Source organism: Cohnella rhizoplanae (assembly GCF_948329515.1).
Taxonomy (GTDB): domain Bacteria; phylum Bacillota; class Bacilli; order Paenibacillales; family Paenibacillaceae; genus Cohnella; species Cohnella rhizoplanae.
This window is the reverse complement of record NZ_CAOJCN010000006.1, coordinates 219,711-241,677: the sequence shown is the minus strand read 5'-3', so window position 1 is coordinate 241,677 and position 21,967 is coordinate 219,711. Positions and strand designations below refer to the sequence as shown.

The window sequence follows — 21,967 nt, the reverse complement described above, 5'->3', positions numbered from 1 at the left end:
GCGAGTTGAACCGCTCAGCCGCCGGCGCCTTCGAACGCAGCCGTCTCCAGCGGCAACTCGAAGGTGAAGCATGTCCCTTCTCCCTCGACCGACGCCACCGAGATCGTCCCGCCCATCATGTCCACGAGGTCCCTGCAGATCGCCAGACCGAGGCCTGTGCCCTCGTGACGCCTGGCTCCGCCGGACTTCGCCTGGTAGAAGGGCTGGAACAGATTGCCCACCTCTTCGGCCGGTATGCCGATGCCCGTATCGCGGACGGAGAAGGCGACGCGCAGCCCGTGCTCCCGCGACGGCAGGCCTGCCGGTCGAACCGCGACCTCGATGCCGCCTTTGGCGGTGAACTTCACCGCATTGCCGATCAGGTTGATCAGCACCTGGCAGATCCGCTGCTCGTCTCCGCGCACCGCGTCCGCGACTTCGTCGCTGACGACGCAGGACAGCTCGAGCCCTTTTTGCTTGCATTGGGTCTGGAACAGCGCCGCCGTATCCCGCACGAGGCCCTTCAGGCTGAAAGGCGCGATCGACAGCTGCATCTTGCCCGCCTCGAGCTTGGAGTAATCCAGCACGTCGTTGATCGTCGCCAGCAGCAGCGCCCCGCTGCCGTGGATCACCTGCACGAACTCCCGCTGCTCCTCGCTGAGCTCCGTCTCGAGCATGATCGCGCTCATGCCGAGCACGCCGTTCAGCGGCGTGCGGATCTCGTGGCTCATCACGGCCAGGAAGTCGCTCTTGACCCGCAGCGCTTCCTCCGCGTCCCGCTTGGCCGCGAGCAGCTCGCGCTCGGTCTCTCTGCTGCGGGTGATGTCCTTGGAGATCGTATACACGTCCTGAACCCGCCCGTCCTCCAGCCAGGGCACCATGGTGCAGCTCAGGTGCACCAGATGTCCCGCCTTGTGGCGCACCGTCACCTCGACGGTGCCGGACTCGCCCCGGAGCGCCGCCAGAAAGCAGTTCTTAAGATCCTCGAGCTCGTCCGCGTTCACCATCTCCGTATGGAACCGGCTGGGGAGCTCGGAGGGTGCGTAGCCCATGATCCGTTCCGCTGCGGGATTGGCCCGGATGATGCGGCCGCTCGGGTCGTACAGGCAGACCATGTCGGGGTGATGCTCGAAGATGGACTCGTATCTGCGCTTGCTGGAATCGGCGAGCTTCAGCGCGAACCGCTTGTCCAGCAGTTGGCTGGCGATCAGGATCGCGAGAATAAAAATGGTCGAGACGCCGATAATGACGGCCAGCAGCGTATCCTCGGACTGCGTTGCCCCGTGGGCGGACGAAGCGCCGGCGTGCGGTCCGGCGAACGACACCGCGGCCATCCCCGTATAGTGCATGCCCGCGATCGCGGAGCCGAGCAGGAGCGCGAGGAGCAGCTTCGAGGCTTGGCTTGCCGTGCCGCCTTTGGCTTGGTTCATATGGGATAGCTTGAGCGCGGCGAACGATACGGCGAACGCGATCGCGACCGACGCTGCGACGAGGCGCCAGTCATAACGCTGGTCGTAGGGCATGCGGATCGCCGCCATGCCGCTGTAATGCATGCCGACGATCGCGACGCACAGGCACAGGCTGCCGACGGTCATGGACAGATGGCTGGCCAGATCGCGAGAGATCATCCAGAAGGCCGCGCAGGCGGCCAGCACGGGCAAGATCACGGAGACGACGAGCCAGCCCGGATGGTAGTGGATGCTCGTCGGGATATGATAGGCCAGCATGCCTATGAAGTGCATGGACCAGATGCCGAGCCCCATGGCCGCCGAGCCAAGCAGCAGCCATAATGCGCGGGAACCGCCCCGAAGCGACAGCACGCGCTCGTATACGAGGAGCGAGCAGTATGAGGAGAAAACCGAAATGAGCACGGATAAGAAGACCAGCGGGATATAATAGGAACCATGGAGTTCTGTCATGGAATGTCCTTCCCGGGCTGAGAGCAGCGTCATGGGCCCATAGGGAGATGGAATAGCGTAACATGGATCCGCAAATCGCTACTATTAGTCTAGCATAAGGCAGCGTTTACAAAAGGAATTGAAAAACCTATTTTTCCGACCTTCGTCGACAATCTTTTTCAATAGTATATAGGATAATCGTCGCGCGCGAAAAGGCCCTAATTTCCAGTTGTTCGGAATGCTGCGCCAAACGTTGCCCTGTGCTACAATACGGGGATTGAGTACGGCATTTCGGTTTACCGCACGACTATCAAGTATTAGGAAGGCTGATCATAGATTATGCTGATCATCGGCATCGCCGGCGGCACCGGATCGGGCAAGACCACCGTCGCCCGCTCCGTCATCGAGCGTCTGGGCACCGGCAAAGTCACGTTTATCTCTCAGGACAGTTACTACCAGGACTATCCGCACCTCAGCATGGAAGAACGCGCCAGAATGAACTACGATCATCCGCTGATGTTCGACATTCCCCTGCTCGTCGAGCATCTGAACCAGCTGAAAGCGGGACGTCCCGCCTATGCGCCGGTGTACGACTTCGGGGTCTACGGCAGGTCCGCCGCGGAGCGCGAGGAGCTGCGCCCCAATCCGATCGTCATCCTCGAGGGCTTGCACGTGCTCTACGAGGAGAAGCTCCGCGAGCTGCTCGACATCAAGGTGTTCGTCGATACGGACCCGGACGTGCGCATCCTGCGACGCGTCGTGCGGGACATCGAGGAGCGCGGCCGGACGATCCAGTCGGTATACCGCCAGTACATGGAGACGGTCAAGCCGATGCACGAGGCGTTCATCGAGCCGTCCAAGAAGTACGCGGACCTCATCCTGCCTGAGGGCGGACACAACCAGGTCGGCATCGAATTGCTCACGGTACTGACGGAGAAATACATGAACGGCGCCCCGCGCCGCGAGTAGCAGACTAAACGCGGGAGGCACCGCCGCGCGGCGGTGCCAGCTTGCTTTCTCCCGCCGACCGGTCACAGCACCGATTGTAGTTTCAACCAGCATTTCTTCCGCTCTCCACCTGGTCGATCTCCCGAAAGTAGTCTCAACCAGCTCTTGCGTCCTCTAATCCGCCGCTGATCCGATTGTAGTCTCAACCAGCGTCTCTTTTGCCTTACACCTGGCCGGGCTCCCGAAAGTAGTCTCAACCAGCGTTTCTTCATCGCCGACCGGCCGATTATCCGATTGTAGTCTCCGCCATCCATACTTTTGACTGCCGTCCGAAGTGCGATGACGCACGGCAAAAAGGGATGAAGCAGCGTCTCCTCTGCTTCATCCCCTTTGCTCATCAGGCTTCTATATCGCTTCGGCTCGTGTACGCCACGATCGCGTCCCGCAAAAACGCGGTCATGCCCGGCTCCTTTTCGTAATAAGCCGTGAACCGCTCGTCGTCGACGTACATCTGCGCCAACCCTGCGTGAGCCTCCTTGGAGTAGCTGCTCCACGAATAGGACAGCCAGCGCCGATGCAGCTCCGCCGTCCGCTGCGCCGCTTCGCCTGCGGGATCGCCGGTCTTGAACGCTTCGGCCAGCGACGCCGCCACTTCAACCGCGAGCCGGTTCATCTCCGCGTACTGCGCTTCGCTCATGCCCCTCAGCTTCGCGTTCGAGCGGTCGATCGTCTCGTCGCCGTACTTGGCGCGGATCTCCTGGCCGTACTTGGTCTCGTTGTCCGAGATCAGCTTATCTTTGAAGCCCTCGAACTTCTCCTCGTCGCTCATGTCTCTTCCTCCTTGACGGGAATCGATGGTGCGCTCGACGTTCGCGATCAGCGCGTCCAACCGTTCCCTTCGTTCGAGAAGCTCCTCGCGATGAAGCCGCAGCGCCCGCGCGCCGTCATAGTCCGGATCGCCCATGATCTCCTTGATCCGGTCCAATCCGACGCCGAGCTCCCGGTAGAACAGAATCTGCTGCAGCCTGTCGACCTCCGCGGCGCCGTAGATCCGGTAGCCCGACGAGTTGATTCTGGCCGGCTTCAGAATCCCGACTTCGTCATAGAACCGCAGCGTCCTGGCGCTGATGCCGGCCAGCCTGCCCAGCTTCTGAACCGTATATTCCATGCGATCGCCTCCCGACGACTTTACTGTAAACCTTGACGTTGCGTGAAGGTCAATACCTTATTTTCGAAAATTAGACCGTTATATTTTACACCGCCGGCGCTTCCCTGCCGATATCGGTCATCTGCTCGAGCAGCCGTCCGAACACTTCGTCCCAATCGTGCGTGCCCGCATACGCATGCGCCCGGTCCGAGATCGCGGCCCGAAGCCTCGGCTCGCGGTACAGCCGCGCGAGCGCCGCGGCGAACGCGTCCGCGTCGCCCGGCGGGCAGAGCAGCCCGGTCTCGCCGTCCTTCACGAGGTCGGGCAGCGCCCCCGCGTCCGCCGCGATCACCGGAAGGCCGCAGGCCATCGCCTCCAGCGCGACATTGCCGAACGTCTCCGTCGGCGACGGGAAGAGCAGCGCGCCCGACGCCTGCATCCAGCGCTGGAGCTCGGGCTGCGTCACGGCGCCGAGGAACAGCGCCCCGAGGCCGAGCTGCTCCGAGCTACGGCGCAGCTCGGCTGCCTGCGGCCCGTCGCCGGCCAGCACCAGCCGCGCGTCGGCGCCGGTCCCCTCCCTGAAGCGGCGGAACGCGAGCAGCGCGGTGCCCAGGTTCTTCTCGGGCGCTAGCCGGCCCGCGCACAAGACCGGGAAGCAGGTCGGGGGCAAGCCGTGCGCTTGCAGCCAGCCTCCCCGGTCCCCATCCCTGCGAAAGAGCGCGGCGTCGATGCCGCGGCTCCACAGGCCGAGTCCCAGCCAGCCGTCCCGCCGGCACTCCTCGAGCACGGACGGCGAAGGCACGAGGACGCGGCGGCAGGGGCGATGGAACCAGTGCAGGTAGCGCCGCAGGAGCGCGCCAGCCCAGCTGAAGTTGTAATAAGGCAGGTAGCGCGCGAAGTGGGTATGGTGAGAGGCGACGAGAGGAATGCCGTGCTTCAGCGCCAGCCTGCGGCCGGCGAGACCCGTGCCGAACGGCGTCGCCACGTGGACGACCGACGGCCGGAAGTCCAGCAGGCTGCGCTCGGCCGCGGCGGACGCCGGCATGGCCAGCCGACATTCCGGGTAGAGGGAGAACGGCACGCTGGCCAGGCGCTCGGCGGTCTCCGCGTAGCCGGGCGCCCTCCTGGGTCCGGCAGGCGCGTACACTTTGCAGGCAATTCCATTCCTCTCCAAATACGCGATCCATCGCTGCAGCGTCTTGGCTACGCCGTTGATCTCCGGGGCGTACGTGTCCGTGAACAAGGCCAGGCGGAGCTCGGTCATGCGGCGAATCCCTCCTCCGACGAAGCGGTATTACGCCCATCGTACCGCGGCCGGGTTAGCGCCGGATCAGCGGAGTGTCAATTCGCGGGATAACGCCGCCTTTACAGTTCGGGCGACCGGACTTCATCCCCCAATGACAATCGGCGGTTAGACTGAAATCACATAAGCCGCGCCCCCAGCGCCGAAGGAGAGATGGCCATGGCACAGTTCTACCGCATGCTCAGCCGCTTCGAGAGCGATTGGTTCCTTCATATTAACCTCCGGTGGAACCGGGAGGCGCTCACGCTGCTGTTCCGCCTCCTGTCGCTGACCGGCGGTGCCACGTTCACTCTTAGCATCTCCCTTGCGGCGGGACTCCTGGCCCCAGGAGCATGGGGCACGGCCGGCTGGCAGGCTCTGATCGCGGTCGCCGCGAGCCATATCCCCGTCATGCTCGCCAAGCGCGTATCTCCCCGGTCGCGTCCCTATCAAGTGCTCCCCCAGACCAAGATCGGCCCTAGTCCGCTGCGCGATCCGTCGTTCCCCTCCGGGCACACGACCGCGGCCTTCGCCCTGCTGACCCCGTGGATGGTCGCCAGCCCGGCGCTGATCCCGGTGCTGCTCCCGATCGGCGCCGGCGTGGCGCTGTCCCGCGTGTACTTCGGTCTCCACTACCCGAGCGACACCGCGGCCGGCATGCTGCTTGGCAGCTCCACGGCGCTGCTGGTCGGGGTCATGATGGGTGCGGTGTGAGCGGAAGAAGGGCAGCAAAGGCGCACGCATCCCCGCTTATCGCAAAGTAATGCTGAGGAATGCCTTATCGGCGCACGCAACCCCGCATCATCGGAAAGTAACATCGGGGAACGCCACTTCCGCGCACGCAGCTCAGATATGCGAGAAGCAACGCTGAGGGATGCCACCCCGAACCCTATGCGCGGACGAAAATAAGGGCCCTTCCGGTCTAAACTAGTCCCATAGACTGGACACTTTTAAAAAAGTGTTTAGGCTATGGGGGCCTTTTTGTATAGCATTAAGGGAATTTAAGCCTAGTCTGTCCTCATCGCAGACCCAATCCATATAGAAGAATGGCCAAGGCAACGCTATTATCGACGATTCTGGATGCTTCCACGGGAGAATTGCTGGCGTATAACCTTTCCAAACGCCTCATTCTTTCTTTGGCGATAGACACGATCAATCATCTCAAAAAGCAACGACGATTATAGCTGCATAGAGTCCTTCTATGGTCATATGAAAGACCAAGTTGCGAGTCGAAGTTGCTCCACACTGGAGGAACTAAAGCTGCAAGTCGATCGCTACATGCATGATTACAATCACCACAGACATCAATGGGAAGGAAAGAAGATGCCCCCTGTGCAGCACAGGAATCATCTTCTTTCGGTAGCTTAACACCCTTTTTTTAAAGTGTCATTGACAATGGGACCAGTTTACGCTCCCTCCTGCTCTTTCTTTATAACTACAACTGAGACATTAATCTTAGGACCCATACGTTATATTTTCAAAAGAGAGCATCGAATCGATGCTTTTTTTGTCTTTATAAATAATAAGTGAAATCAAGTTGATACAATTTCCATATTCTATAAAAAATCAACTTTACAGGTAAATGTGGAGGTATTATGATGGCTTATATTGGGGCATTAAGGAAGCCCTTACACCAATTTACTATATGGGAGGAATAATTAAGTATGACATTCCGAAGTAAGATGGTTACATTAGTTTCAGGAGTAAGCCTTTTTACTGTATCAGTATTCCCTGCTTACGCTAGCACAACGATACCCACAATAGTTGAGGCCTCTGACACCACTATTCTTTCTACTCCCAAAATTGAAATCACAACAGCAGACAAAGCACTTCAAACCAAGCCGGAAGTTATTCTAGAATCCTTAAATGAACTTGGAAATCCTGAGCCTGGAACTTACGTGACGGTGAAGGATATGAGTGACGCTAAGAAGGTTGTTTTCCAAGGAAGAACAGATGAAAATGGTACGGTAAAATTTACTTCTGTTGCATCGGATGAATTTCTAAAGAAGTCAATTGGAAATGTTGCGGATATAGTCTACGAAGTTTTCTTTGTAGTTCCTGGCGGAGAAGTGACTAGAAAAGTCTTGTCTGTCCCTCACATCAAAGACCCATCTAAAGTAGATAGTTTTGATCAAAAAGTCCTCGAAAAAACACGCGATAAAAAAGTATCTGTCAAGGCCACAAAAGCAAAGGACATTTCCAACAAGCAGGCTTTATCGTCAGAATCCACAAGCAATATCCAACCGCTTGGAACTGTTGGTACATGCGATATTCTGATGGATGGGTATAAGAGATGCACAACCGCTGCTCAGGATTACTCAGTATCAACTAAGGTTGGTAGTGTAAATGTCGGGAGTGGAGAGCAAGTTGATTTTAATCTAACCTCCTCTGCTAAAATTAGTTTGGCTGCTGGCTATAAGTTAGATTCTAATCCTTTCTCACCGTCTGGAAGTGTCAGTTTGTCGGCTGATACCTCAACTTCCGTAGATTACTCCTTCGGTGGAACATGCGCGTACTTTGGATCTACTCTCTACTGTGACACAGCGAGAAACGTATATGCTATGTATCAGTATCATTACGAGCAAACTAAATTGTATCGCTACGATGTCCTGCAAAGAACTGAAGAAACAGTAACGCCAATTGGTCTTGTTGGCGGTTCAACAGAGTATAGTTACACACAGGATTCAAACAACGCCCGTCCAGTTTCAAGTGTTATTGCAAATTCTTACGGCCCCTACTTTTCGGTTTATAATAAGTCAACAGGAAGCTCTTCTACAACAAAATCATATAAATCCGAAAGAACTTATGGGCTCGCGTTTACCGTAAACACTCCTGTTGGAGCTTTTCAAGGAAGTGCTACAACACAATATGCTAACTCACATACTATAAAGTGGTACGTTCCATCTGTAAGTACTACAACATTCTATCACTACGACTACAGCACTAACGGAGGAAGCTACTACGTAACTCACTAATAATTTAAGACCCATATTTCATAATATGGGTCTTGAATTTTGGAGGATGACATGCGCTTAAAAAGATTGTTAATTCTTCTTCTCCTTAGTTTACTTGTCTCTGCTTGTTCATCAAAACCAGAAATAAATAGAGATGAATTGCATCAATCTTCAGGAGTTATCAAAACAGTTGTCAAAGCTAGAGGGAAACTAATCACAGATTTGAACGAAAAGTATTTTCTTAGTCTGGCTGATTTCTCTCCCACTGGTGAAGATTTCGAGGAATATAATAAAAAATATCAAGATTCATCCGATTATCACGCTATCGCCATCACTGACAATACAAGGATTTACATGTTAGACGGGGATAAAAAACGTACTTTGTCGGTCGAGGAGCTAGAAAAGAACAGAGATAAGAAAGTTCAATTTTGGCTTTTTATTTATGGCTCTGTATTAGAGGCTATGGAAATAGATGTGATTAGTTAGCGAAAACAAGGAGATGCCACATTACAAACTGGCCCCCATAGACTGGACACTTTTAAAAGGTGTTTAGGCTATGGGGGCCTTTTTGTATGCCCGACTTTAGATGAGTTCAAGCGGTTATATTCTGGATGCTTCCCGGGAGAATTGCTGGCGTATAACCCTTCCAATCGCCTCACTCTTTCTTCGGCGATAGACACGATCAATCATCTCAAAAAGCAACGACGATTAAAGCTGCATAAAAATGCCTTTATCCAATCTGATCAAGACTGTCACTATACAAGTCCCCAATACAAAAAGCTCCTACGGAAGAACCGGCCAGGCCAGTCCATAACTAGGCGAGGAAACTGCTGGGACAATGCCCGCAAGAGTCCTTCTATGGTCATATGAAAGACCATGTTGCGAGTCGAAATTGCTCCACACTGGAGGAATTAAAGCTGCAAGTCGATCGCTACTTGCATAATTACAATCACCACAGATATCAATGGGAACGAAAGAAGATGACCCCTGTACAATACAGGAATCATCTTCTTTCGATTGCTTAACACTCTTTTTTGAAGTGTCATTTACACGGGTCATCCTCGATGACGGAAAGGCCCTCATCCCTACTGCAGCATGCGCAGCGCCATCAGCGCGGCGCCGGCCGAGGCGTCCCGGCGGGGCGTGATCGCCCGTACGCCCGGGCACGCTGCCCGCAGCCGGGCAACGAACGCCTCGCGCACCTGCTCGCTGCGCAGCAGCACGCTGCCCGCCATCGCCAGCTCGCCGTCGCCCAGCGACAGGCGCTCCGCGACCGGCAGCACCAGCTCTACCAGCTCGGCCGCGGTGCGCTCCGCGATCCGCAGCGCGGCCTCGTCGCCAAGCGCGCAGGCGACCGAGAGCAGCGGCGCGAGCGCAGCGATGTCCTGCTTGCCCGTGCTGCGGTCGTAGACGAAGCTGACGATCTCTCCCACGGTGCCGATGCCGAGCCGGTCATATACCATCTCCGTCAGCGCGGTCGCCGGCGCGCGGCCGTCATGGGACCGGACGACGGCCGCTAGCAGATCGCGGCCGATGCTGTAGCCGCTGCCTTCGTCGTCGATGAGGTAGCCGAAGCCCCCCGTCCGGTGAACCTGGCCCGACTCGCTCCGGCCGAAGCAGATCGAGCCGGTGCCCGCGATCAGGATCATGCCGTGCTCGCGCCCCAGCGCGCCGAACAACGCGGTCTCGTGATCGCCCACGACATGCACGCCGCCCCGGTAGCCGGCATCCCGCAGCGCGGAGACCAGACGGCCGGGCACCGCCGGGTTGCTGACGCCGGCCGCGCCGACGACCATCTGCGCGCAGGCGTCCGGCCCGCCGCAGGCTGCCGCGATCGCGTCCGCGATCTCCGCCAGGCTGCGCTGGATATCCGCCTCGTCCCGCCCGTTATAGTTGATCCCGCCGGACTCGAACGAGAGCGCCGTTCGCCCGTTCTCGTCGAGCACGGTGACGGCCGTTTTCGTGCCGCCCCCGTCCAGTCCCGCCGCATACTTCATCCGCGCTTCCCCGCCTTCTGTTCGTCATAATGGGCCAAGTCGTCGTCTCAGCGATGCCAGACATTCCCGATGCTTCCCGCCGGCGCGATCTCTCCCGCCAGCACCCGCGCGACCGCGTCCAGCGACAGCGCGGTATACTCGAACGCCGCGAGCCCGCATGCGATGTCGTCCAGCGCCTCAAGGTCGTACGGCTTGCCGAGGGCGACCGCCGTCACCCGTTTGCCCGCCGCCGCGAGCCGGCGTACCGCCTCAAGCTGCCCCGGGTTGTCGAGCCCGTTGTACAGCCCGTACACGACCTGCCCATAGCCCTCCGCCTCGCGCAGCAAGCGCCCGATCTCGGCCTCGTCCGGATCGATGGCCGCGAGCAGCCGCGCGCCGCCGAGCCGGTCCGCCATCGCGTCCGGGAAGCTGAGTCCCGCCCGCACCTGGCTGGACGCCTGGTCGGCGCGGTACGGGTAACTGCCCGCGAACAGCGTCCCTGTGCCGCCCGGAGCCACGGGCTCCAGACTCCCGCTCGCCAGACAGATGCCTGCCGCCGCGATCGCGGCCGCTTCCAGCCGATGCGCCTCGCAGCCCACCACGGACAACGGCGGCGCTTCTATGCCCGATGCGTATTTCCCCTTATAATACAGCACCTGATCGACCGCCGCTTCCAGCGTCTCCATCGGCAGCTCGCCGGACAGCACGGCCTGCTCGATGACCTGCGCCGTCTCCCGGACGAGCGACGGCGTGTGGCTGACGAACAGCAGGTGGATGCCCGCCTTCAGGGCGCCGAGCGCGCCTTGCGCCGTGCCGTAATACTTTTTCACCGCATCCATCTCCAGGCAATCCGAGACGATGAGACCCCCGTAGCCGAGCTTGCCCTTCAGCAGCTCCCCGACGATCGCGGGCGACATCGTCGCCGGCACCCGCCGCGGCTCGATCTCCGGGAACATCATATGCGCGACCATGATCGCCTCGGCGCCTTCCGCGATCGCCGCCCTGAAGGGCAACAGCTCCAGCGCCTCGAGATCCGCCAGCGTCTTGCCCGACGACGGCAGGCCCAGATGGGAATCGACCTCGGTGTCTCCATGCCCCGGGAAGTGCTTGAGCGCCGCCAGCACGCCGCCCTCCCGGAGGCCGCGCAGCATCTCGACGCCGTACTCGGACACCGTCTCCGCCGTATCGCCGTACGACCGGACGTTGATGACGGGGTTGCGCTTGTTGTTGTTGATATCGAGGACCGGCGCCAGATTGAAGTTGATCCCCAGCGCCCGCAGCTCCGCCGCCGTGATCCGGCCGGCCGCGCGCGCGTTCCCCGGATCGCCCGTGGCCGCGATCGCCATCGCGCCAGGGACGTTCACGGCGTCGCGCGGGAGGCGCGTCACCCGGCCGCCCTCCTGATCGATCGAGATCAACGCAGGATATCCTGTGCCCGCTTCGATCAACCTCTGCAGCTCTCCGCACAGCCGCGCGAGCTGCGCCTTGTTCTCCGCGTTGTGGGCGAACAGGATGATGTTGCCGATCTTCCATTCCCGCACGAGCGCTTCGAGATCCGCCGTGACGGCCGTCCCCGGGAATCCCGTGACGATCAGCTGGCCGATTTTCTCCCGCAGCGACTGCGGACGGGCGTACGCGCCTTCCTTGCTCGCCATGATCCGATTCCCCCCCAAAAGAAACGCGGCAACCGGGCGGCTGCGCATTCGCAGCGTTCCGGTTATCCGCGGCTTCGTTTTAATACAGATGGAACTGCTTCTTCGTCTCTCCGAACGCCAGGCTCTCCTCGCGGAAGCGCTCGAGCAAGCCGGGCACGTCCGCCTCTGCGCCATCCGCCCGGTACGCGTCGTCTCCGCCGAGCAGGTCGATGAACGGCCGCGACCCCTCGCGGAGCGGCGGCAGGAACGAGAAGGCCTCGTAATTCCGCTTGATCGCGTAGAGCAGGGACACGCCGGTCTCGAGCGGCCGAACTGAGCGGGCGTCGGTCACGTGAAGCTGCACGCCCCGGCAGAACGCGCCCTGATGCTTGGAGAAGGAAGGCTTGAAGTAAGCGGGCCGGAAAAAAACGCCGGGCAGCGACAGGCCGTTCATCTCGGCCGCGAGCCGTTCCGCGTCGATGTAGGGCGCTCCGATCATCTCGAACGGGAAGGTCGTCCCTCGTCCCTCCGACAGATTGGTCCCCTCGAACAGGCACGTGCCGCCGTACAGCAGCGCCGTCTCGAACCGCGGGATGCCGATCGACGGATGGATCCAGAGCCGCCCCGTGTCCGGGAACAGCATGTCCCGCGTCCAACCCTCGCAGCGGACGACGTGCAGATCGGCGTCCCAGCCCTGCTGCGCGTTCGCCATCGCTGCGACCTCGCCCGCCGTCAGTCCGTACCTCACGCAGAGCGGATAGCCTCCGACGAACGACCGGAAGCCGTCCTTCAGCACATTGCCTTCGACCGTGACGCCGTCCAGCGGGTTGATGCGATCCAGCACCACGAACGGCTTGCCCGCCTTCGCGCAGTCCTCGAGGGCATAGAGCATCGTGTAGATAAACGTATAATAGCGTACGCCGACGTCCTGGATGTCGTAGACGACCATGTCGACCGCGTCCAGCATCTCCTGGGTCAGCCGCTTGGAGTCGCGTCGGTACAAGCTATATACCGGCACGCCCGTCCGCTCGTCGGTATACGTATCGACCAGCGCGCCGGCATCCAGATTTCCGCGCACGCCGTGCTCGGGCGAGAACAGCGCCGCCAGCTCGTAGCGCTCGTGCAGCAGCTCGATCGTAGACTTGAAGCCGCGCGAGAGACCCGTCGGCGCCGTAATCAGCCCGAGGCGTTTCCCGTTGAATAAGCTGTCGTACCGCTCGAGATTGTCAACGCCGTTCAGGATCATCGCTTACAGCTCCGTTTGACGCAGGCGCAGCGTTTCTTCGGGGACCATGAACGTCTCCGCGTAGGTCTTGCGCGCCTCGATGCCGCGCACGCGGGCCAGATGCTTGTAGTATTCCATATAAGGGAAGGACTTGCTGCCGGTCACGAACCAGTGCGTCGACAGCGCCTTGATCCACAGGTCGTACGCTTCCTGGTTGAAGTCCACGTAGACGTAAGGGCGATAGTCGACGGCATCCTCCCAGTTCTCTGCGTAATACAGCTTGCCCGCGAAGGCAGCCGGCAGCTCCCGCTCGATCGAAGGCAGACCCGCGAAGAAGCGAGCGTCGTTGACGATCCGGTGCGTCGTCATATGATCCTTGTGCATGCTGTTCTTAAAATGCGTGATGATGATGCTCGGCCGCACCTTGCGAATCACGTCGCATACGCGCCAGCGGATCGCCGCGTCGTCCGGCAGCTCGCCGTCGGGGATGTCATCGAACACGATCGCTTCGCCTCCGAGCAGGTCCGCGAACGCATGCGCCTCCCGGATCTTCTGCGCCCGGTAGTCCGCCATGTCCTGGCCGGCCGGCACGCCGCGTTCGCCGGGCGTGAGCGCCAACGTCACGATGCGGTCGCCCTTCAGCGAGTGGCTCGCGAGCACGCCGCCCGCCGTCAATTCCATATCCCCTACATGGCCCCCGATGGCCAATATCGTCTGCTTGTCGCTCATTTTGTGAACTCCTTTCGCATAATCGCAAATTGACGTACCGTCGTAAAGCCGGCCTTCTCGTAGATTCGCAGCGCGGGGTTGCTGCTCCCCGTGAACAGCGACATATATTCGGCGCCGACGTCGCGCAGCGCCTCGCACAGCTTGAAGAACAGGATGCTCCCGAGCCCCCGGCCCTCATGGTCCGGATGAACGCCGATACCGGCAAAGTAGCCCCGACCGTTGTCCTGGCGCACGACCGGTCCGGCAAAGCCCGCTGCCCGGCCGTCCTGCGCCGCGGCGATCACGACGGGCACGCCGTCCGCCGCGCAGGCTGCAATCTCACGCTCCCATGCCGGGTTGCCGAGGCCGGCCAGCATCTCCGTCAGCACCGTATGCCGGGACGGATCGAACAGCTCGACCGTATAGCCGCTCTCCGCGGCCTTGACTTCCTTCGCCCTGATATCTTCAGGAATCGCGAAGTCGGTCAGCGGCATGTACATCGCGCACTGTCTCGCCCGGTCAACGTAGCCCTGATCGAGCAGAAAGGCATACAACGCGCCGTCCGCCCTTACGCCGGGCGCATTGTTGTGCTCGTGGCCCGGCGTATCCGGTATGTACCAGGGCAGGCGCATCGGGTTGAAGAACAGCACATCGGACTGCCGCTTGCCGAGCGCGCGGAAGCGCGCTTCCAGCGCCTCGAGCAGGACCGCGCGGTTCGCGTCCGAGTCGCAGTCTTCCGCCAGCACGATGCAGGTCACATACCCCGCGACCTCGCCGAGCGGCAGGTCGTCGCCCGCGCAGCCGCAGGCGAAGCCGCGAATCTCGCCGCCGTCCAGCAGCACGAACGCGCAGGCCGGATCAAAGTACCGATTCGACGTGAAGACCTCCGCGAAGCTCTCCTGCGTCATCTCCTTGTAGCCGTCGCGGACGGCCGCGTCGTTCCAGAGCGCGATGACCGCGTCTGCGTATCGTTCCTCCCATGTTCCCACCGTCAGATGCTCCATCCACCGCACCTTCTTTCCACTAAGTAGCCACTTTCAAAGCCATCCTCGGACGGAGGTTACGGGAGTCGCAGGACTCCATGTGTACACGTAGATTCACGCTTCATCTCCAGAAGTCCCGCGCCGCGCCATGTATGGATATACGTTCACACTTCATCTGCAAACGTCCCGCGGTCGCTCCATGCGCGTACGTACGTTCACAATTCACTTGCGACGGTCCTGCCGTCGCTCCATGTGTGCATGTACGTCCACACTTCACTTGAGACAGTCCCCCGGTTGCTCCATGTGTGCACGTATGCTCACACTTCATCTGCGACCGTCCCGCCACTATTCCATGCCCGCGACCAATTGTCCGTTTCGCGCTCTTTCTTGTATCGCGAACTTCATATCGTATATCCGCCGCACGTTACAGTCGCTTCGAACAAATGCACATTTGCAGTTATTTTTACGCCTCTCGATGCTCGAACTAAAATAAATGCAAAAATGCAGTTATTTTCCTCGTCGTTGCATGAATCGGATCATTTCATCGGAAATAACTGCACATTTGCAGTTAATCGCCTAATTGGAAGCCGTATCCGGAAAAATAACTGCACATTTGCTGTTATTGCCCACCGCCCCATAATCGGCACATGGCTGCAGTCGGCAAATGTCCTAATTGTCGGCGCGCGCTCAATACGAGATCTTGCCCAGCACGACCGGCCTCGAGGCGCCGGTCGCCGCCGGCAGGTTGGCCGGCTGCCGGGCCATCGCATAGTCCGCGAGCAGCGCGAACGCGACCGCCTCCTTGGCGTCGCTGCTGCCGCCGACGGCCTCCTGCGTCGCAACCTCCACGCCGCGCGACGCCATCTCGCCCGCGAGATACCGCATCAGCACGGGGTTATAGCTGCCGCCCCCGCCGACGATCATCCGGTCCGCGCAATGCCGCCCCGCGATGAACCGGTCGTACGCGTCGCCGATCGACCACGCGGTCAGCATCGTGACCGTGGCCGCCAGATCCGCGTCCGACAGGCCGAGCTCCCGGCCGCGGCGCGCGATCATGGCGACGTAGTCCGCGCCGAACCGCTCGCGGCCCGTCGACTTGGGCACCGGCATCGCGTAGTACGCGTCCTGCCGGAGCTCGTCCAGCAGCGCCTCGCACACGCTGCCCTGGCCAGCCAGCGCGCCGCCCGCATCCATCGCGAGCGCGCCTTCCGTCAAGAGACCGACAACCCCGTCGATGAGCATGTTGCCCGGGCCGGTGTCGAAGGCGTACACCGACTCCGGGCCGCAGCCCGCGGGGATGACCGTGACGTTCCCGATGCCCCCGATATTCTGCAGCAGCAGCGTCCGGTCCGGCTCCCTGTAGAGCAAATATTCAGTAAACGGGACCAGCGGCGCCCCCTGCCCGCCGACCGCGAGATCCGCGGGACGGAAGTCGGAGACGCAAGGAATGCCCGTGCGCGCGGCGATGACAGCGCCTTCGCCGATCTGCACGGTATAGCCCGCGTCGGGCGCATGATAGATCGTCTGCCCGTGCGAGCCGACGACCGATACGTCCGCCGGCGACAGACCGGCCTCGCGGATGACGGACAACGCCGCGTCCGCGTACAGCCGCCCGAGGCGGACGTTCATCGCGCCGACCCGGTCGACGGTCGCCCGCGCGGGGTCGAACAGCTCGAAGATCTCGCGGCGCACGTCCACCGGGTACGGCTTGTTCTCGAAGGCGAGCAGCCGCACGGCGACGCGGTCGTCGCCCGGCGTGCCCGCGATCTCGACGGCCGCCGCGTCGATGCCGTCCACCGACGTGCCCGACATCAGGCCGACCGCGTAGCGCTTTTCCCCGGCCATATCAGCCCTTGACCGCGCCGACGGTGACGCCCTCGAGGAAGTACCGCTGCAGGCTGAAGAACAGGATGAACATCGGCACCGCCGAGATCGTCGCGCCCGCCATCATCGGGGAGAAATACGTCGTGTTGGCGAAGCGGAAATTTTTCAGGCCGACCTGGATCGTCTGCATGTCCATCGTGTTGGTGACTAGGAACGGCCAGAAGAAGGTGTTCCAGCTGTCCATGAACGTCAGGATCGCGATGACGGCCATGACCGTCTTGGACAGCGGCATGATGATCCGGAAGAAAATCTGGAGCTGGCTGCAGCCCTCCACCTTCGCGGACTCCATGATCTCGGTCGGGATGCTGCTCATGAACTGTTTGGCGAGGAAGATGTTGTACACGGTCACGAGTCCCGGGAGGATCAGCGCGCTGTACGAATTCTCGATCTGGAAGGTGTTGACGATGAGAATGTACAGCGGGACTTGCGTCACCTGATAAGGAATCATCATCGCGGCGAGCAGGATGGAGAACAGCAGGCCTCTGCCCTTGAAGCGAAGCTTGGAGAACGCATAACCGGCCATCGTCGCGAAGAAGACATTGGTGATCGTGACCGCGCCAGCGACGATCGTCGAGTTCAGGATCCAGCGGTACGAATATTCGCTATAGTCGAAGAAAAACTTGTAAGAGTCCAGCGTGAAGCTGCTCGGCCAGAGCGAATAGCTGACGGCGCCGGCTTCGACGGGATCGCCGAACGAGGACATGACCATGAAGTAGATCGGGAACAGCGTCGCCAGCGCGAAGAGCAGGAGAAGGACGACGATCACGGCGTTGCGCGCCGTCTTGCCCGCCCGGCTGCCCGTGTGGTTGTTATATAGTGACATCTGCGGTTGCCTCCTTCCCCTAGTAATCCACGTCTTTGCCGAGGAACTTGAACTGGAACAGCGAGACCAAGGCTATGATAAGCGCCAATATCAACGATTGGGCCGCGGCTTTGCCGAATTCAAAGTACTTGAAGGCATTGTCGAAAATAAGCAGGCCGACCATCGTCGTCGCGTGGTCCGGACCGCCGCCCGTCATGAGATAGGCGTTCTGGAACACCTGGAACGATCCGATCACGGCCGTCACCAGCAGGAACAGCGTCGTCGGCTTGAGGCTGGGAATGACGATATGCCACAGCTTCTGCAGGAAGGATGCGCCGTCCAGGTCCGCCGCCTCGTAATAGCTGTCGTCAATGCCGAGCAGCGCGGCCAGATAGATGATGATGCTGGCGCCGTGACTGGACAGCCAGGCCATGATGACCAGCGAGAACATCGCCGTGGCGCTAGCGCCGAGCCAGTTCTGATTGTGCGCGCCGAACCATCCGATAAATTGGTTGAAGATACCGCCCGGCATCGGATCGAAGATCCACAGCCATACGAGCGACAGCGCGACGCCCGAGGCCACTACGGGCAGGTAATAGACGGCCTTGAATACGGCCTGCAGCTTCTTGCGCAGCGGGAGAATCATGATCGCCACGAGGAAGGACAGCAGCAGGGCGACCGGGACGGTCAGCACCGTGTACACGAGCGTATTCTTGATCGACTTCCAGAACAGATCGTCCTTGAGCGTCGCCGTATAATTGTCGAAGCCGATGTAAGTGGAGCCCAGCGGCTTATATTCCTGGAAGCTGATGATGAAGGCGCTCAAGACCGGATACGCCGTAAACATGGCATAGACGATGAGCGCGACCGCGATGAACGCGTAACCCCAGACGCCGTCTCCTTTGATCTTGCGCTTCTTGGCCGATTGTGCGGGCTGGGCCATGTGCAGGACTCCTCTCTTGCGTCCGCCTATGAAGAAGGATAGCCGCATGCGGGAATCACGCGGCTATCCGTACGCCATAGCGTATTAATCTTGGACGATGCCGTCCTCGCCGAAGGCGGCGATGGCGGCCTTCTTCACCGCGTCGTACATCTCCTGCGGCTTGATCTCGTTCGCGAGCAAGGCCTGCATTTTCGGAATGATGACCTCGTTCTCGATCTTGATCGCCTTGGCGCCCAGTTCGGCCGGGATGTCGGGACGCGCCGGCGCTGCGTGCGAGAGCATCGTTTGGACCGCGGCCTGGTTGTTCGGATCGCGCTCCATCGGCATGCTGGCCGCAGCGTCTCTGGCGCTCTTGGTGATGTGCGCGGCGAACAGGTCGTTGTTCGTCGTCGCCGCGACCTTGCCGCTGGACAGGAAGTACGCCGCCTTGGCGATGTTGGCCTTGTGCTCGGCGGTCGGCTCCTTCTTGCCGCGGAATGCGACGTAGCCGTCGACTACGGTGTAGGAGATCGGCAGCGCGCCTGCGAATGTCGGCACAGGCAGGACGATGTAATCTACCTTGATGCTGTCCTTGACCGCGCTGCCGTCCTTCGCGTCGATCTTCTCGTTGTTCTTCTTGGCGGAGTTCTCGAACGTCGCGAGGCCCTTGCCGGTGATCATCGTCTGGCCGGTCAGGAACATGTTCCAGCGCTTACCCGCGTCGACGGAGCTAAGCTCCTTCGGCATCGAGCCGTCGTCGATCAGCTGGCGGAGGTCGGTCAGCAGCTCGAGATAATTTTTGCTCGTATAAGCATACTTCATATCTTCGTTGAATGCCGCCGGCATGCCCGCGCTTTTCGCCATAATGCCCAGGTAATCCTTGGATGCGACGCCTGCCGTCGCGAAGACGAAGCCGTAACGGGAGGTCGCGTCGCCGTTCTTCACGACGCCCTTCTTGATCGCCTCGCGGAATTCCTCGTACGTCCAGCCGTCCTTCTGCACCTTTTTCCAGTCGATGCCCGCTTCCTCGAGGAACTGCTTGTTGCCGCCGAGGGCGTGGACTTCCATGTATGCCGGGAAGCCGTACAGGCCGGAGCCGTTCTTCATGTACTCGAGCGGCGTGGCGTCGTAGTCTCCGGTCATCTCGGACGTCGCGACGTCCGTCAGGTCGAGGGCCATGCCCTGCTGCACGTACTTGGCGATGCCGTCGGAGCCGATGAACGCGATGTCCGGCGGGCTGCCCGCGTTGACTTGGGTATCCAGCTTCTGGGTCATGTCCTCCCAGCTGGCCGGTTCGATCTTCAGCGTCAGGTTCGGGTACTGCGCGTTGAAGTCCTTTTCCATCTGGTCGAAATTGTCCTGGTACGTCGGCGATACGGGCGGCAGCAGCGCCGTGATCGTATCCTTGGCGCCGGCGTCGGCGGAGCCGGATGCGGCTGCCGAGGAGCCGGACGCGGCGGGGCTGGCCGCGCCGTTGTTGTTATTGTTGCCGCCGCAAGCGGTCAGCGCGGATACGGACAGCGTTGCTGCGAGCATGAGCGAGAGTGCTTTGCCTTTGTTCATCATTCGAATGCTTCCTCCTTGGGATGGCCCCTCTATCGGGCGAATGATTCCGTTGTGCTGCCGGTCATACGACTTGCTTGTGGGCGCGGATGGCCGCCTTGAGATTGCCTTCGGAACGCTCCAGGGACGCCGCCGCCTCCGAGGCCGCAAGCCCCGTCTCGATCATCATGATCGCGAGCTTGCAGCTCTGCGACGCCAGCGTCAAGTAGTCGGACGCCTTGTCGGCATCGATGCCGGTGGCGGCCTGGATGATGCGGATCGACCGGTCGCGCAGCTTGTTGTTGCTCGCCTTGAGGTCGACCATGAGATTATTGTAGGTTTTCCCCAGCTTGACCATCGTCGCCGTCGTCAGCATGTTGAGCACCAGCTTCTGCGCCGTGCCCGCCTTCAGCCGCGTGGACCCCATGATGACCTCCGGTCCGACGACCGGCGCGATGCAGATATCGCATACCTCGCCGAGCTTGGAGTTCTTGTTGTTGACGACGCCGATCGTGGCGGCGCCGAGCTGCGAGGCCTGCCGGATCGCCGCGATGACGAAGGCCGCGCTGCCGCTGGCGGAGATGCCGACGACCGCATCCTTGTCCGTGACGCCGATGCGCCCGATTAGAGCCGTTCCCTCCTCCGCGCTGTCCTCGAATCCTTCCACCGCAGTCCGCAGCGCCGTATCTCCGCCTGCAATATGCCCCTGAACGAGTTCAGGGTCGACCCCAAACGTCGGCGGACACTCGGAAGCGTCCAGTACGCCGATTCTGCCTGACGACCCGGCGCCAATGTAGAACATTCTGCCGCCGCTCTTCAGCCGCGCATGCAGAACGTCCACCGCCTTGGTGATGTTCGGAATCTCTCCCGCCACCGCGGCCGGAACGGCGGCATCCTCCCCGTTGAGGAGATGCAGCATCTGCTCTGTTGTGCACTCGTCGATCGCCCGGGTTGCCGGGTTGATCTTCTCGGTGGTTAGACCCGCAAGATATTCGTTCATGGCCATTCTCCTACCCTATTGTTTGTGAGGATCGTCCCTTTCATGGATCTGTGTATAGCCCCCTCTTGCGATTTATATTAGCGTTTACATATCAGCATCGTCAATACTTTTTGAAATAAAATTTCATTTTGAAAGTTTTAGTTGTATTTTTATTTTCAGAAAAGCAACAAAAAAGACACCACCCAGGGTGTCCGGCAGTGTCTGAAAACGGTTATCTGCGGTGCTTGCCAGCCAAAATATTGTGAGTCTTCAACAAATACTTCTTAATATTCGGATATTCCGCGCTGGCTACGCCGGCGAACAGGATGTCGATGACGGTCAGCATCGCGATGCGCGACCCCATCGCGCCGCTGCGGATGGTGACCTCGGGCGTGGAGATGCTCAGCACGATGTCGGCCTTGTCCGCCAGCTCGCTCTTGTTGAACTTGGTCAGGGCGATCGTGGTCGCGCCCGCGCGCTTGGTGATCTCCAGCGCCTCGAGGATCTCGACCGTGTCGCCGGAGTTCGACACGAAGAAGGCGACGTCTCCCTTGCCGAGCAGCGTAGCGGCCGTCAGTTGACTGTGCCCGTCCGTATAGGCGTGGCACATCTTGTTGATGCGCGAGAACTTCTGCTCGCCGTCCATGCAGACAAGCCCCGAGGCGCCGATGCCGAAGAATACGATCCGGTTCGTATCGCGCAGCGCCTGGACCGCCTTCGCGACGGCGCCGCGGTCGATGATGCTGAGGGTGTCCTCGATCGACTTCATGTTATTGTACGAGATGTTGGCGATGACGACATTGAGGTCGTCTCCCGGCTGGATATCGGTATACTCGTCCTTCTGTTCCTCGTCCATCGAGCCGAGCGAGGCGGAGATGCTCACGATGAAGCTGCGGTAGCCGCTGTAGCCCAGCGTCTTGCAGAACCGCAGCACCGACGCGTCGCTCGTCCGGCTGAACTGCGCCAGGCTCTTGATCGAGAGATGCGGGATCTCCTCCGTATTGGCGAGGATGTACTCGGCCACCATCCGCTCGACGGGCGTCAGGCTGTCCTTCATGTCGCGGATCTTGAGCAATATATTGTTCTGAATCGCCATGGTAGATA

Annotated in this window: 20 protein-coding genes; 6 read left to right on the top strand and 14 right to left on the bottom strand. The window is 60.2% G+C overall.

Going from position 1 to position 21,967, the window contains the following annotated elements:
• Positions 1-14: 14 nt before the first annotated feature.
• On the bottom strand, positions 15-1,898 hold the full coding sequence (locus PQG80_RS12595) for a sensor histidine kinase (protein ID WP_271751707.1): 1,884 nt from the start codon (positions 1,896-1,898) through the stop codon (positions 15-17).
• 318 nt (positions 1,899-2,216) lie between these two features.
• On the opposite strand from PQG80_RS12595, the gene udk reads away from it, so the two are divergent.
• Complete coding sequence (udk, locus tag PQG80_RS12590) at positions 2,217-2,846, top strand: uridine kinase (protein WP_271751706.1); 630 nt, start codon at positions 2,217-2,219, stop codon at positions 2,844-2,846.
• Positions 2,847-3,222: 376 nt separating this feature from the next.
• Here the strand turns inward: udk and PQG80_RS12585 are convergent, their stop codons facing one another.
• Together PQG80_RS12585 and PQG80_RS12580 are read right to left on the bottom strand one after the other, a co-directional pair.
• On the bottom strand, positions 3,223-3,993 hold the full coding sequence (locus PQG80_RS12585) for a MerR family transcriptional regulator (RefSeq protein ID WP_271751705.1): 771 nt from the start codon (positions 3,991-3,993) through the stop codon (positions 3,223-3,225).
• An 85-nt stretch (positions 3,994-4,078) separates the two neighbouring features.
• Complete coding sequence (locus PQG80_RS12580; protein WP_271751704.1) at positions 4,079-5,236, bottom strand: glycosyltransferase family 4 protein; 1,158 nt, start codon at positions 5,234-5,236, stop codon at positions 4,079-4,081.
• A 198-nt stretch (positions 5,237-5,434) separates the two neighbouring features.
• Here PQG80_RS12580 and PQG80_RS12575 point away from each other — a divergent pair, with 198 nt between their 5' ends.
• From PQG80_RS12575 to PQG80_RS12555, 5 genes are all read left to right on the top strand, one after another.
• Complete coding sequence (locus PQG80_RS12575; protein WP_271751703.1) at positions 5,435-5,968, top strand: phosphatase PAP2 family protein; 534 nt, start codon at positions 5,435-5,437, stop codon at positions 5,966-5,968.
• A 495-nt stretch (positions 5,969-6,463) separates the two neighbouring features.
• Positions 6,464-6,622 carry an IS3 family transposase gene (locus PQG80_RS12570; protein ID WP_271751702.1) on the top strand — a complete coding sequence of 53 codons (159 nt, stop codon included), beginning with the start codon at positions 6,464-6,466 and terminating at the stop codon, positions 6,620-6,622.
• A 296-nt stretch (positions 6,623-6,918) separates the two neighbouring features.
• The gene (locus PQG80_RS12565; protein ID WP_271751701.1) at positions 6,919-8,229 is read left to right on the top strand and encodes a hypothetical protein; all 1,311 of its coding nucleotides are present in this window, start codon (positions 6,919-6,921) and stop codon (positions 8,227-8,229) included.
• Between the two features lie 51 nt (positions 8,230-8,280).
• Complete coding sequence (locus tag PQG80_RS12560; protein ID WP_271751700.1) at positions 8,281-8,694, top strand: hypothetical protein; 414 nt, start codon at positions 8,281-8,283, stop codon at positions 8,692-8,694.
• 380 nt (positions 8,695-9,074) lie between these two features.
• A complete protein-coding gene (locus PQG80_RS12555) occupies positions 9,075-9,233 on the top strand; it encodes an IS3 family transposase (protein ID WP_271751699.1) in 159 nt (52 codons plus the stop codon).
• A 60-nt stretch (positions 9,234-9,293) separates the two neighbouring features.
• On the opposite strand, the gene PQG80_RS12550 is transcribed toward PQG80_RS12555, so the two are convergent.
• The 11 genes from PQG80_RS12550 to PQG80_RS12500 all read right to left on the bottom strand — a co-directional run bounded on the left by PQG80_RS12550 (position 9,294) and on the right by PQG80_RS12500 (position 21,959).
• Positions 9,294-10,205, bottom strand: a complete 912-nt coding sequence (locus tag PQG80_RS12550) for an N-acetylglucosamine kinase (protein ID WP_271751697.1) — start codon at positions 10,203-10,205, stop codon at positions 9,294-9,296.
• Between the two features lie 47 nt (positions 10,206-10,252).
• The gene (locus PQG80_RS12545; RefSeq protein ID WP_271751695.1) at positions 10,253-11,839 is read right to left on the bottom strand and encodes a glycoside hydrolase family 3 protein; all 1,587 of its coding nucleotides are present in this window, start codon (positions 11,837-11,839) and stop codon (positions 10,253-10,255) included.
• Between the two features lie 79 nt (positions 11,840-11,918).
• Entirely contained in the window at positions 11,919-13,064 is a 1,146-nt protein-coding gene (locus PQG80_RS12540; RefSeq protein WP_271751693.1) for an exo-beta-N-acetylmuramidase NamZ family protein, read from the bottom strand.
• A 3-nt stretch (positions 13,065-13,067) separates the two neighbouring features.
• Positions 13,068-13,772 (bottom strand): PIG-L deacetylase family protein, encoded by a 705-nt coding sequence (locus PQG80_RS12535; protein WP_271751691.1) that lies wholly within the window; start codon positions 13,770-13,772, stop codon positions 13,068-13,070.
• Positions 13,769-14,755: a GNAT family N-acetyltransferase gene (locus PQG80_RS12530; RefSeq protein ID WP_271751689.1), complete on the bottom strand. Its 987-nt coding sequence runs from the start codon at positions 14,753-14,755 to the stop codon at positions 13,769-13,771. The genes PQG80_RS12535 and PQG80_RS12530 overlap by 4 nt, the downstream gene beginning before the upstream one ends.
• A gap of 666 nt (positions 14,756-15,421) precedes the next feature.
• A complete protein-coding gene (locus tag PQG80_RS12525; protein WP_271751687.1) occupies positions 15,422-16,579 on the bottom strand; it encodes an anhydro-N-acetylmuramic acid kinase in 1,158 nt (385 codons plus the stop codon).
• Between the two features lies 1 nt (position 16,580).
• Positions 16,581-17,441, bottom strand: coding sequence for a carbohydrate ABC transporter permease (locus PQG80_RS12520; RefSeq protein WP_271751685.1), 861 nt, complete (start codon positions 17,439-17,441; stop codon positions 16,581-16,583).
• Between the two features lie 19 nt (positions 17,442-17,460).
• Positions 17,461-18,363, bottom strand: coding sequence for a carbohydrate ABC transporter permease (locus tag PQG80_RS12515; protein WP_271751684.1), 903 nt, complete (start codon positions 18,361-18,363; stop codon positions 17,461-17,463).
• Between the two features lie 84 nt (positions 18,364-18,447).
• Positions 18,448-19,908, bottom strand: coding sequence for an ABC transporter substrate-binding protein (locus PQG80_RS12510; protein ID WP_271751682.1), 1,461 nt, complete (start codon positions 19,906-19,908; stop codon positions 18,448-18,450).
• A 61-nt stretch (positions 19,909-19,969) separates the two neighbouring features.
• Positions 19,970-20,884 carry an N-acetylmuramic acid 6-phosphate etherase gene (gene murQ / locus PQG80_RS12505; protein WP_271751681.1) on the bottom strand — a complete coding sequence of 305 codons (915 nt, stop codon included), beginning with the start codon at positions 20,882-20,884 and terminating at the stop codon, positions 19,970-19,972.
• Positions 20,885-21,095: 211 nt separating this feature from the next.
• The gene (locus PQG80_RS12500; protein WP_271751679.1) at positions 21,096-21,959 is read right to left on the bottom strand and encodes a MurR/RpiR family transcriptional regulator; all 864 of its coding nucleotides are present in this window, start codon (positions 21,957-21,959) and stop codon (positions 21,096-21,098) included.
• Positions 21,960-21,967 lie beyond the last annotated feature (8 nt).